Origin of the sequence: Flavobacterium johnsoniae (genome assembly GCF_001879205.1) — a bacterium.
Taxonomy (GTDB): Bacteria; Bacteroidota; Bacteroidia; order Flavobacteriales; family Flavobacteriaceae; genus Flavobacterium; species Flavobacterium johnsoniae_A.
Map to the genome: position 1 here is coordinate 418,305 of NZ_MLFK01000009.1, position 12,615 is coordinate 430,919.

Sequence of the window (12,615 nt, forward strand, 5' to 3'; positions counted from 1 at the left end):
CCTTTAATTAATTTTCAATGAAATATATTTTTCTTTTTGTAACCACCTTCGTTTTTGCGCAGCAAACCCAATATGTTGATTTTAAATCGGTTTCAGGGCAATTAACAATAAACGATTCAAATAAAACCATTTCAGGGCGTATTGATTACCATTTTGATGTTTTGAAGCCAATTGATACCATAAGAATTGATGGAAAAAACATGGAGTTTACAAATGTTCAAATTGATGGCAAAGACGTTGTTTTTGTTAATACAGGCAAAGAGTTACAAATCCTGAATAAATTTCAAGCAGGAAATAATCATCTTACATTTAACTACAATGTAAAACCCAAACAAGCTTTATATTTTGTAGACATTGAAAACAATGAGGTGCAAATCTGGACGCAGGGACAAGGAAGATATACCAGTAATTGGTTTCCAAGCTTTGATGATGTCAATGAAAAAGTGATTTTCAATCTCGGAATTTCCTATAAAAAAGATTATCAGGTGGTTTCAAATGGAGTATTGAAAAGTAAAACCGAAAATAACGATCAGATTCACTGGCAGTACCAAATGGAAAATCCAATGAGTTCTTATCTGCTGGTTCTCTCTGTTGGGAAATATGATAAAAGAGTTTTTACTTCCAAATCAAAAATTCCGTTAGAATATTATCTGGAAAACAAAGATACGGCCCGTTTTGAGCCAACATATCGTTATTCAAAACGTATTTTTGATTTTCTGGAAAAAGAAATTGGTGTTAAATATCCCTGGAAGATTTTCAGGCAGATTCCAGTTCGGGATTTTTTATATGCCGGAATGGAAAATACAACAACTACACTTTTTACAACGCGTTATGTTGTTGATGATGTTGCTTTTATAGATAGAAATTATACTAATGTCGATGCGCACGAATTGGCACATCACTGGTTTGGAGATTTAATCACAGCCGAAAGCAGTACGCATCATTGGCTTCAGGAAGGTTTTGCAACTTATTATGCATTATTGGCAGAACGAGATATTTTTGGTGATGATTATTTTTATGCCAAATTATACGATACAGCCCAGCAGATAAAGTTTGCTTCAAGAACTGATGCAATTCCGGTATTGAATGCAAAGGCAAGTTCCCTTACTTTTTATGAAAAAGGAGCCTGGACACTTTTTGTGCTGCATGAATCAATTGGAGATAAAGCGTTTAAAAAAGCCGTAAAAAGTTATTTGAATAAATATGCTTTTAAGAATGTAAACACACAGAATTTCTTCGACGAAATTAAAAAAGTTTCTGATTTTGATTTAGTTCAGTTTCAGAAAACGTGGTTAGAATCGACCGCTTTTGATACGCCGACTGCTAACGCTTTGCTAAGCAAAAACAAAGCAATTAAGGTTCGTTTAGAAGTGGATAAATTGAAAAAAACACCATTACGTGAAAAAATTGATTTCTTAAAACAAACATTAGATTCTGATGTTCATTATTCTGTAAAAGAAGCTGTTATTTCTCAATTGCAGACAGAAAAATACGAAGACAAAAAAGAATTATTACTAAAAGCGCTGCATCAGAATAATCTTCAGGTTCGCCAGACTTTAGCAGGAACATTATCTGTTATTCCGGAGGATTTTAGAATGGAATACGAAACTTTATTAGATGATAAATCATACCAAACCCAGGAAATAGCATTGTTTTATCTATGGAAGAATTTCCCAAATCACAGAACAGAATATTTAAATAAATCGAAAAACTGGATTGGTTTTAACGATTATAATCTGCGTACTTTATGGCTTTCCCTTGCGTTGTCTACACCAGATTACAGTAGTAATCCGGAAGAATTAATAAAGGAGTTAGCCGCTTTTTCAACCACAAAATATGAAGCTACAACTCGTCAGAACGCTTTAGAAAAACTGATTGCTTTTAAATTTATAAATGATGATGTCTTAACTAATTTGGTTAATGCTACAACGCATCATATGTGGCAGTTTTCTAAGTTTGGAAGAGACACCATTAGAATTTTATTGAAAAATCCAGAAATGCTTGCTTCATTTAATAGAATTTTGCCTAATTTGAACCCCGACGAACAATTTCAATTAAATCGTTTATTAAAAGAATTATAAGGAGAATTTAGAGAATAGAAAATAGATTATTTCGAATAAGCTGTAGTCTGTACTCTATATTCTTTTTTTATTCTCTCCAAAAACAAAACAAAAACAAACCTACAGTTATTATATGAGAGCATTAGTTATTTCTGGCGGAGGAAGTAAAGGCGCATTTGCCGGAGGAGTTGCACAATATTTAATAGAAGAAAAAAAACACGAGTACGATTTATTTATAGGAACATCTACAGGCAGTTTGTTAATTCCGCATTTGGCACTTGGGCACATTAAAAAAATTCATTCTGTTTACACCAATGTTACAATGGCAAGTATTTTTAATATTTGTCCTTTTGTGGTAAAAGTAAAGGAGGGAATTGATATTGTAACGATCAATCACTTTAATGTACTGCGTCAGTTTTTTAAAGGAAAAAGAACCTTTGGCGAAAGCAAGGGTTTGAAAAAATACATTCAGAATAATTTCTCCATATCTGATTTTAATAAACTCAAAAAGCTGGATAATGATGTCATTATTACTGTAACTAATTTTACTAAAAACGAATCAGAATACAAATCGGTTAAAGACTGCACTTATGAGGAATTTTGCGAATGGTCGTGGATTTCCAGTAATTATGTTCCGTTTATGAGTTTGGTTACCAAAAACAATTATGAGTATGGCGACGGCGGATTTTCAAGCTTGGTGCCCATTCGTGAAGCTATCAATCGCGGCGCTACCGAAATAGACGTAATTATTCTGGAAACCGAAGTAAATACCAGCAAAATGGTCATTGGTAAAAACCCATTTTCGCTAATGATTGATTTGTTTAGAATTGCTTTAGACCAGGTTGAAAAACACGATATTGCTATAGGAAAACTTATGGCAAACAGCAAAGATGTAAAACTTAATTTATATTACACTCCAACAAAACTGACGGATAATGCACTTATTTTTAATAAAGAAGTAATGAAGGATTGGTGGGAGCAAGGTTATGAATATGCTCAGAATAAATCTGAGGTTATGAGTGACAATAAATTAAGTTAGGATTTTAAATATGAAAATATCTTTTGATTTAGATGATACTTTAATTGCCAAAAATAAATTTAAATTAGAAAGGTCAAATTTGCTGCAAAAGCTTTTTGGTATTGAACGTATTAGAGAAGGAACAGTTGATTTATTTAAAGAGTTAAAGAAGCAAAAGCATACAATCTATATTTATACGACATCGTACAGAAGCGAATTACGAATAAAATGTATGTTTTATTCTTATGGCATTTCTGTTGATTATATTATTAACCAACAGAAACACTTAAGTAAAATTAAGAAAGAAAATTTTCGATGCTCTAAATTCCCTCCAATGTTTAAAATTGACATTCATATTGATGATTCACTTGGAGTTGAATTAGAAGGTCAAAAGTATGGATTTCAAACTATTGTGATTTCTGAGACGGATGAAAATTGGACTCAGACTATTTTGGATAAAATCAAAGATTAGATTTACCACAATTCTGAAACTTCATTTTTAATGTATCCCAAAGCAGCATTACTTGGCGACTGCTTTTCTAATAAATCGTTTAAAATAACTTCACGAAGTTTATCAGCGCTGTCAACACGATCGCTCATGGCTGCTTTACGGATTATTTGTATTGTTGAGTTTTTTGCAGTTGTAATGATTGTCCAGCATTCGTCAGACATATAAATTTGCTGTGTTAAATTGTGCTCAAATTCTTGTTCAATTTGGTCAATTACAAAGTTTTCATAATCATGTTTATCGGGAGAAATAGGAGAAATTCTAATCAATAATTTAGTCAGATTGATACGCTCTAAAAACAAGGTCATACGCTCGTAGGCTTGTAAACGTATTGGAAGAGATTGTTTCTGATATTCTCTATTTAGTAAAAATGCACGTTTTTTGTCGTTGTTTTTAATATGCAGCTCAAAAAAACGGTAAGCTACAAATCCAGTAACAATTGCAGGTAATGTATAACTGGCTAATTCTATAATTCTTGTAAAATCCATTGGGTTAATTTTTTAGCAAAAATATACTTTTTGGTGAGAAAACCACTTTAAAATTTCGCAATAAACAAAATGTAACCCGTACTTTTGTTACTTGTTTTTTTAATTTATGAAAACACACTTTTAATGGATTCATACATCATATTTTTTCTCTGTCTCGCTGCTTTTGCTGCAGGATTTATCGATGCCATTGTGGGCGGAGGCGGACTGATCCAGACACCAATGGGACTGATTTTACTGCCTAATCTTCCGGTTTCAACAGTTATTGGAACTTTAAAAATTCCAGCTTTCAGCGGTACTGCTTTTGCTGCTTTTCAATATCTTAAAAAAGTAGTTATTCAGTGGAAATTACTTTTAATTATGATGTGCCTGGCGGTTCCGTCAGCATTTTTGGGTTCTACTATTTTAACTATGGTGAGCAATGATTTTATGAAACCGCTTTTGCTTGTGGTTTTATCATTGTTGTTTATTTATACATACGCTAAGAAAAACTTCGGGCAGCATACTGCCAAAGATCATTCGCAGACCACTCAGATTATTTATGCGGTTGTTATTAGTGTGATTGTTGGTTTTTATGACGGATTTATCGGCCCCGGAACCGGAAGTTTTTTTGTAGTTGCTTTTATAGCTCTTTTGGGTTTTGACTTTTTGCACGCTTCGGCAAATGCTAAAATGGTAAATCTGGCAACGAATTTTGGTTCGATTTGTTTGTTTATGATAAAAGGAAAAATAATCTGGACAATAGCAGTCCCGATGGCAATTAGCAACGGACTTGGCGGCTGGCTTGGTGCAAAACTCGCCATTAATAAAGGAAACGGATTTATCCGGATTTTCTTTTTAATAGTAGTGGTTGGAACATTGATTCGATTTGCCTATGATGTATTCTATAAATAAGTTTCTATCCCGAAACTTCGGGGCTAAGTTCTTGAAGTTTAGTTAAAAAGAAAGAACCTTAGTCTCTTAGAGCCTTAGCATCTAAGAATCTAAAAAAAAATGTTTACTTCCTAACCCCGATAGAGGCGGTATCCTCGTAATGAAATGAAGAGATAAAGCCGAAAGCGGGAAACCATGTTCAATAAAATGCCTATTGTTTGGCTTCAAAAAAAACTTAGCATCTTAGCGTCTTAGTACCTTAGGAACTTTCTCTTTTAATTCTTATTTTTGCATATAAAGGAGATAAATTACATGCAGAAATATATTGACCAGCTCAACGAAGCGCAACGACAGCCTGTTTTGAAAAAAGACGGGCCAATGATTATTATTGCTGGTGCAGGTTCGGGAAAAACTCGTGTTTTAACGATTAGAATTGCTTATTTGATGGCTCAGGGTGTTGATGCTTTCAATATTTTGTCGCTGACTTTTACCAATAAAGCAGCACGTGAAATGAAGCACAGGATTTCGGATATTGTGGGAGCTTCGGAAGCAAAAAACCTTTGGATGGGAACTTTTCACTCGATTTTTGCACGTATTCTTCGTTCAGAATCAGATCATTTGGGTTATCCATCTAATTTTACTATTTATGATTCTCAGGATTCGGCCAGACTAATTTCTTCTATTATCAAAGAAATGCAGCTGGATCGTGATGTTTACAAACCAAAACAGATTTTAGGACGTATATCTAGTTATAAGAACAGTTTGATTACGGTTAAGGCGTATTTCAATAATCCGGAATTGGTTGAAGCCGATGCAATGGCAAAAAGACCAAGATTGGGCGAAATTTACCAGCAGTATGTAGAGCGCTGTTTTAAAGCAGGTGCTATGGATTTTGATGATTTGTTATTGAAAACCAATGAATTATTAACCCGTTTCCCGGAAGTTCTGGCCAAATATCAGGATCGTTTTCGTTATATTCTGGTTGATGAGTACCAGGATACGAATCACTCTCAGTATTTGATTGTTAGGGCTTTATCAGACAGGTTTCAGAATATTTGTGTGGTTGGTGATGATGCCCAGAGTATTTATGCGTTCCGCGGGGCGAATATTAATAATATCCTGAACTTTCAAAAGGATTACGAAGGTGTAGTAATGTTTCGTTTGGAGCAGAATTACCGCTCAACCCGAAATATTGTAGAGGCGGCAAATACGGTAATGGAGCATAATAAAACCAAACTTGATAAAGTTGTTTGGACGGCAAATGAATTTGGGCCAAAAATTAAAGTCCATAGAAGTTTGACAGATGCTGAAGAAGGACGTTTTGTGGCCAGCACGATTTTTGAACAGAAAATGCAGAACCAGCTTCATAATGGATCTTTTGCGATTTTGTATCGTACCAACGCACAATCGCGTGCGATGGAGGATGCTTTAAGAAAACGTGATATTCCGTATCGAATTTATGGCGGATTATCATTCTATCAACGTAAGGAGATTAAAGATGTTTTATGTTATCTGCGTTTGGTAATTAACCCAAAAGACGAAGAAGCACTAATTCGTGTGATCAATTATCCGGCACGTGGAATTGGTGATACAACGGTAGAAAAACTGACCATTGCAGCCAATCATTACAAACGTTCGATTTGGGAAGTAATGGTAAATATCGATAAAATTGATTTAAAACTGAATACCGGCACAAAAAACAAACTAAAAGATTTTGTGACGATGATTCAGAGTTTTCAGGTTATCGATCAAAATCAGGATGCTTTTTATATAACTGATCATGTTGCTAAGAAAACAGGTTTGGTTCAGGAATTGAAAAAAGATGCTACTCCGGAGGGAATGGCAAAAATTCAAAATATCGAAGAGCTTTTAAACGGTATTAAAGATTTTACCGAAGGGCAAAAAGAAATCGACGGTGCGAGAGGGGCTTTATCTGAATTTATGGAAGATGTAGCGCTGGCAACAGATTTAGATAAAGATACTAATGATGAAGATCGTGTCGCATTAATGACCATTCACCTAGCGAAAGGACTAGAGTTTCCTCATGTTTTTGTTGTGGGAATGGAAGAAGATTTGTTTCCGAGTGCCATGAGTATGAGTACCAGAAGCGAATTAGAAGAAGAACGTCGATTATTTTACGTAGCTTTAACTCGTGCAGAGCATCAGGCATATTTAACTTATGCGCAATCTCGTTACCGCTGGGGAAAATTGACCGATAGTGAACCGTCCCGTTTCATTGAAGAAATTGATGGACAATATTTAGAATATCTAACTCCGGCAGAAAGTAATTATCGTTACAAATCACCTATTGACGGAGATATTTTTGGTGATGTTGACAAATCAAAATTACGATTAGCAAAACCAGTAGGAGGAACACCTCCTAAACATATTACAGATAATAATCCTAAACCGGATTTGAATATCCGTAAATTAAAACCTGTAGCAGGAACTAATCCAAACAGCGGTGCGCCAAATTTATTTGATAATAAATTAACGGTGGGAAATGTAGTAATGCACGAACGTTTTGGAAAAGGAGAAGTGATTAATTTAGAAGGAGTTGGAGCTGATAAAAAAGCCGAAATTAAATTTGAAGTTGGAGGAATTAAAAAACTCTTACTAAGATTTGCTAAATTAGATGTGGTTGGATAGTGTGAAAATCTTATTATGTAGTTTTGTCTTTTTGATTTCTTTAAATGTTCTTGGGCAATCTGAAAAATTGGAAAGAAAAAATGATAAAAAGTTAGTCGGATATTGGAAGGGTGCTGAATATGATAAAATCACACTTGTCCCTAAAATATATTGGACTATAAATAGAGATGAGACTGGAAAATACTTTATTGTTTTTACTTCGACAAAAGATTGTGAAGTAAGAGTTTGGAACGAAAGTGGAAGATGGTGGATTGATAACGGTAAATTTTATAAATTAAATTCACGAACAGGCGATTTGACTGTAATAAATTATAGTTTTACTGGAGTAAATGAGATCTTTTTTTCTGAAAAACCATCTGACGCAAAAATTGAAGAGAACGATGTATTCTATTTTGAAAATTCAATAGATTATTGAAGACTTAATTAGGCAGCATTAAAATTAGGTTTTAAAACAAAACTTGAAACAACTAAAAACTTGAAACAAAAACATAATGGCTGAGTTCATAAAAATATATCCGGATAAACCTAGTGAAGCGGCAATTGCAAAGGTTGTAAAAGTGCTTCAGAATGGTGGTTTGGTAATTTATCCAACAGATACCGTTTATGGTTTAGGTTGTGATATTACCAATTCGAGAGCTTTAGAGAAAATTGCAAAAATAAAAGGGGTAAAATTAGAGAAAGCAAACTTTTCGTTTATCTGTCATGATTTGAGTAATTTATCAGATTATGTGCGCCAAATTGATACTTCGACTTTCAAAATATTAAAGAGAGCTTTACCTGGGCCTTACACTTTTATTTTGCCGGGAAATAACAATTTACCCAAAGAGTTTAAAAAGAAAACTACGGTAGGTATTCGTGTCCCTGATAATAATATTGTTTTAGAAATTGTTCGCCAGCTTGGAAATCCGATAGTTTCGACTTCGATTCGAGATGAAGATGATGTAATAGAATATACTACAGATCCGGAATTAATTTTTGAGAAATGGCAGAATCTGGTTGATATGGTAATTGACGGCGGTTATGGGGATAACGTTGGTTCGACGATAATTGATTTATCTGAACATGAGCCAATTGTGGTAAGAGAAGGGAAAGGCGATATTGATATTTTGTAAATAAATACTTAAATCGTATAAAAGTTAAAAAAATATAACTAACTTTAGTATAGTTAAAATTTAGTTAGTTAATTAAAAATAATGCTATTCTTGATTTATATTTAATTGGTTATTAAAAAAATTAAGGATACATAAAAGCAGGTCAATTGACCTGCTTTTTCTGTATAATCTGGTATGTTACTACAAATTATTTAGCCTGTTTTTTCATTTCTTTCTCGATCATATCGTAGAATTGATCAATTTTAGGCATAACAACGATACGAGTTCTTCTGTTACGAGCTTTGTTTTCTGGAGTATCATTAGCTACTAATGGTACATAAGAACTTCTACCTGCAGCAATTAATTTAGCTGGGTTAACACCAAGGTCGTTAGTTAATACACGAACAATAGATGTAGAACGTTTAACACTTAAATCCCAGTTGTCTAAAATAATTCCATTGCTTTTGTATGGTACATTATCAGTGTGACCTTCAACCATACATTCAAAATCAGGTTTGTCGTTTACTACTTTTGCAACTTTAGCAAGAACACCTTTTGCCGCATCAGTTACGTCGTAGCTTCCGCTTTTAAATAACAATTTATCAGCGATAGAGATAAATACAACTCCTTTTTCAACATTGATTTCGATATCTGGATCGTTGATTCCAACTGCACCTTTTAAACTTGTAACCAATGCTAAAGTTACACTGTCTTTTTTAGTAAGAGCATCTTGAAGTCTAGAGATTTTTAAATCTTTCTCTTTTAAGCTTTCCAAAGATTTTTCAAGGTTTTCAGCACCTTTAGTAGTTAAAACTGTTAAATCTTTAGAGCTGTTAATTAAGTCTTGATTATGTTGTTTATAGCTTTCAGCTGTTGCTGCTAATCCTGCTTTTTCTTCTAGACAAGAATTTAATTTAACTGTACAAGAGTTTAATAAATCTTGGGTCTCTTTTTGCTTAGCTTCTAGCGCTGCGTATTCCTTTTTCGATACACACGAAGTTAGGGCCATTAATACTGATAGTGCGATAACTATTTTTCTCATAGGTATTATATTTAATTAAACGTTGATTACAAATTTAGTTTTTAATATTTTGATTACTGTTAAAGATTTCTTTAAAAACCCGTAATTTCTTTATGTAATACAAGAAAACGATACTTTTTACAGTATAGTATTGCTGTATTTGAAAATCTTTTCGCTCTTTAAGATACTTTAAAGATATGCAATAAAAAGAAAAATGTGCCTTTAAAATGGCAAAAGTATGTTGAAACTTGCCCTGTGTAAGAAAGCGTACACCTGCAATGCCGTCTAAAACCATCCGGAAGAAAATCACAAAAAACAGCCCTTTTTTTGGCAGATTTTTGACCAGCATCAATAATGAATTCCTAAAGTTTAGATAAGTTTTTTTTGGGTTTCCCTGCTGTAATGTAGCGCCACCAACATGATAAACAACAGATTCTGAGTTATATTTTATAATATGTCCTTCATTTGCGGCACGCCAGCATAAATCAATCTCTTCCTGGTGGGCAAAAAAGGTTTCATCAAAGCCGCCTAATTCATCATAAACCTCTTTTCTAATAAAGAAACAGGCGCCCGAAGCCCAAAATAATTCGCAATTGTCATTGTATTGGCCATTGTCTTTTTCAACAGTGTCAAAAATTCGGCCTCTGCAATAAGGGAATCCGTATTTATCAATAAATCCACCGGCTGCTCCGGCATATTCAAAATATTCTTTGTTTTTAAAATCCAGAATTTTAGGCTGAACAATAGCTGTTTGTTTTTCTTTTTCAAAAGTTTCAAGAATTGGTTTAAGCCAATTTTCGGTTACTTCGATATCTGAATTAACTAATGCGTAAATTTCAGCATCTATATGTTTTAAGGCATCATTGTAGCCTTTTGCAAAGCCATAATTGCCTGTGTTTTTTACAATCTTAACGATAGGGAAATTTTCTTTAACAAATTCAACAGAATTATCTGTAGAATCATTATCAGCGACATAAATTGCTGCACCTTCTGAAAATTGAATAACAGAAGGTAAAAACTGCTCAAGCAATTTTACTCCGTTCCAATTTAAAATTACAACTGCTATTTTATCCAAAAGTATTTAATTATTTATTTTTAATGGTTTTCTTTATAATCAGGCAGGTTTCTTAAAAACTCATATCTTTCGTTTTCAAAATCCATCTGACAATAAAAGTGGCTTAGTCCGTTTGTGACATTCAAAAACCGTGCCTGCATTGTCATATTATAACGGGCAATTTGATCAAAAGTTGCCTGTGATATTTTAACTTCCGGCGCTTTGCACTCTACTAATATATGTATAGAACCATCTGAATTGAATACCACTACATCATATCTTTTTCTTAATCCGTTGACTGTTAAAACTTTCTCTACATTGATGAGGGATTTGGGATATTTTTTTTCATGAATTAAATAATGAACAACATGCTGACGAACCCATTCTTCGGGAGTAAGAATGATAAATTTTTTCCTGATTTCATCAAAAATAGACACTTTATTTTCGCTATTTTTGAATCGGAAAGTATAAGTAGGGAAATTAAGCTTTAACATAAAGCAAATATAATTTGAAAATTAGTCAATTTGAAAATTAGTTAATTATTTATTTAGAGATTAAACTGAACACTGATACTGAACACTGAAAACTAGAATTAATGGACGAAGTTGTAAAAATTGTTAACGATATCAAGGCAGGAAATATAATGCCAATCTATTTTTTAATGGGTGAAGAACCTTATTATATAGATAAGCTGTCTGAATATATAGAACAAAATGTACTGGCTGAAGAAGAAAAAGGATTTAATCAAACGGTTTTATACGGAAGAGATGTTTCTGTAGAAGATATAGTTTCTACGGCCAAGCGCTATCCTATGATGGCTGAACGTCAGGTTGTTATAGTTAAAGAAGCACAGGATTTGTCCAGAACAATTGATAAAATTGAATCGTATGTAAATAATCCGATGGAAACAACTGTTTTGGTTTTTTGCTATAAATATAAAACGCTGGACAAACGTAAAAAAGTAACCAAACTTTTGGCGCAAAAAGGAGTTGTTTACGAAAGTAAAAAATTATACGAAAATCAGGTCGGCGACTGGATAAAACGTGTTTTAGCAGGAAAAAAATATACCATCGACCCAAAAGCAAACGCAATGCTGGTAGAATTTTTGGGTACAGATTTGAGTAAAATCAATAATGAACTCGAAAAACTGCAGATTATACTGCCTCAGGGAACAATGATTACTCCCCAGCATATCGAGGAAAACATTGGGTTTAGTAAAGATTATAATGTATTCGAACTTCGAAAAGCAATTGGAGAACGAAACCAGCTTAAGGCTTATAAAATTGCAGAAAACTTCGCGCATAATCCAAAGGAATATCCACTTGTAATGACAACCGGATTAGTCTTTGGTTTTTTTGTGCAGCTACTAAAATATCACGGACTTAAAGATAAAAACCCAAAAAACGTGGCTGCAGCAATTGGTGTAAATCCTTATTTTTTAAAAGAGTACGACTTGGCCGTAAAGAATTACCCAATGCGAAAAGTTAGTCAGATCGTGGGCGCTTTACGTGATATTGATGTTAAAAGTAAAGGGGTTGGAGCCAATGCTTTACCGCAGTCGGATTTACTAAAAGAAATGCTTTATAAAATATTTAATTAAGCCGTGAAAATTCACGATATTTGCCTCTCTAAAAAATTTACTACTTAAAAATAATAATTACACAATTATGGGAATGAATAAAAATACCGTTTTAGGATGGGCTACTTTTATAATGGTACTTATGGGATTGTTGCTTATAGGTCTTGGTGCTTTTAGATACAGAGATGTTTCTGGCTGGGGATTTGCGGCAGCAGGTGTTGGCTTTTTTGCTAATGCCTGGGTTTTTAATGCTTTAAAAGGTAGGGTTTGATAAAAA

13 protein-coding genes are annotated in these 12,615 nt (G+C 33.5%); 9 read left to right on the top strand and 4 right to left on the bottom strand.

The features are described 5' to 3' along the window. Positions 1–17: 17 nt before the first annotated feature. The 3 genes from BKM63_RS17745 to BKM63_RS17755 all read left to right on the top strand — a co-directional run bounded on the left by BKM63_RS17745 (position 18) and on the right by BKM63_RS17755 (position 3,550). Entirely contained in the window at positions 18–2,081 is a 2,064-nt protein-coding gene (locus BKM63_RS17745) for a M1 family metallopeptidase (protein ID WP_071637896.1), read from the top strand. A gap of 112 nt (positions 2,082–2,193) precedes the next feature. Then, positions 2,194–3,099 (top strand): patatin-like phospholipase family protein, encoded by a 906-nt coding sequence (locus tag BKM63_RS17750; RefSeq protein WP_071637897.1) that lies wholly within the window; start codon positions 2,194–2,196, stop codon positions 3,097–3,099. Between the two features lie 10 nt (positions 3,100–3,109). Further along, positions 3,110–3,550: an HAD family hydrolase gene (locus tag BKM63_RS17755; protein ID WP_071637898.1), complete on the top strand. Its 441-nt coding sequence runs from the start codon at positions 3,110–3,112 to the stop codon at positions 3,548–3,550. A gap of 2 nt (positions 3,551–3,552) precedes the next feature. On the opposite strand, the gene BKM63_RS17760 is transcribed toward BKM63_RS17755, so the two are convergent. After that, positions 3,553–4,074: a hypothetical protein gene (locus BKM63_RS17760; RefSeq protein WP_071637899.1), complete on the bottom strand. Its 522-nt coding sequence runs from the start codon at positions 4,072–4,074 to the stop codon at positions 3,553–3,555. A 123-nt stretch (positions 4,075–4,197) separates the two neighbouring features. On the opposite strand from BKM63_RS17760, the gene BKM63_RS17765 reads away from it, so the two are divergent. The 4 genes from BKM63_RS17765 to BKM63_RS17780 all read left to right on the top strand — a co-directional run bounded on the left by BKM63_RS17765 (position 4,198) and on the right by BKM63_RS17780 (position 8,705). After that, the gene (locus tag BKM63_RS17765; protein WP_071637900.1) at positions 4,198–4,965 is read left to right on the top strand and encodes a sulfite exporter TauE/SafE family protein; all 768 of its coding nucleotides are present in this window, start codon (positions 4,198–4,200) and stop codon (positions 4,963–4,965) included. Between the two features lie 291 nt (positions 4,966–5,256). Then, positions 5,257–7,593, top strand: a complete 2,337-nt coding sequence (locus tag BKM63_RS17770) for an ATP-dependent helicase (protein ID WP_071637901.1) — start codon at positions 5,257–5,259, stop codon at positions 7,591–7,593. Then, positions 7,586–8,008 carry a hypothetical protein gene (locus BKM63_RS17775; RefSeq protein WP_123907091.1) on the top strand — a complete coding sequence of 141 codons (423 nt, stop codon included), beginning with the start codon at positions 7,586–7,588 and terminating at the stop codon, positions 8,006–8,008. Before BKM63_RS17770 ends, BKM63_RS17775 begins: the two co-directional genes overlap by 8 nt. Positions 8,009–8,084: 76 nt before the next feature. Then, on the top strand, positions 8,085–8,705 hold the full coding sequence (locus tag BKM63_RS17780) for an L-threonylcarbamoyladenylate synthase (RefSeq protein ID WP_012024981.1): 621 nt from the start codon (positions 8,085–8,087) through the stop codon (positions 8,703–8,705). A gap of 187 nt (positions 8,706–8,892) precedes the next feature. On the opposite strand, the gene BKM63_RS17785 is transcribed toward BKM63_RS17780, so the two are convergent. The 3 genes from BKM63_RS17785 to BKM63_RS17795 are packed head-to-tail and all read right to left on the bottom strand — an operon-like array spanning position 8,893 to position 11,253. Beyond that, the gene (locus BKM63_RS17785; RefSeq protein WP_071637903.1) at positions 8,893–9,726 is read right to left on the bottom strand and encodes an OmpA/MotB family protein; all 834 of its coding nucleotides are present in this window, start codon (positions 9,724–9,726) and stop codon (positions 8,893–8,895) included. A gap of 34 nt (positions 9,727–9,760) precedes the next feature. Beyond that, positions 9,761–10,780: a glycosyltransferase family 2 protein gene (locus BKM63_RS17790; protein ID WP_071637904.1), complete on the bottom strand. Its 1,020-nt coding sequence runs from the start codon at positions 10,778–10,780 to the stop codon at positions 9,761–9,763. Between the two features lie 20 nt (positions 10,781–10,800). Continuing rightward, on the bottom strand, positions 10,801–11,253 hold the full coding sequence (locus BKM63_RS17795; RefSeq protein WP_071637905.1) for a type I restriction enzyme HsdR N-terminal domain-containing protein: 453 nt from the start codon (positions 11,251–11,253) through the stop codon (positions 10,801–10,803). Between the two features lie 101 nt (positions 11,254–11,354). On the opposite strand from BKM63_RS17795, the gene holA reads away from it, so the two are divergent. Further along, positions 11,355–12,359 (top strand): DNA polymerase III subunit delta, encoded by a 1,005-nt coding sequence (gene holA / locus BKM63_RS17800; protein WP_071637906.1) that lies wholly within the window; start codon positions 11,355–11,357, stop codon positions 12,357–12,359. Between the two features lie 67 nt (positions 12,360–12,426). Continuing rightward, complete coding sequence (locus tag BKM63_RS17805) at positions 12,427–12,609, top strand: CAL67264 family membrane protein (RefSeq protein WP_071637907.1); 183 nt, start codon at positions 12,427–12,429, stop codon at positions 12,607–12,609. Positions 12,610–12,615: the final 6 nt, after the last annotated feature.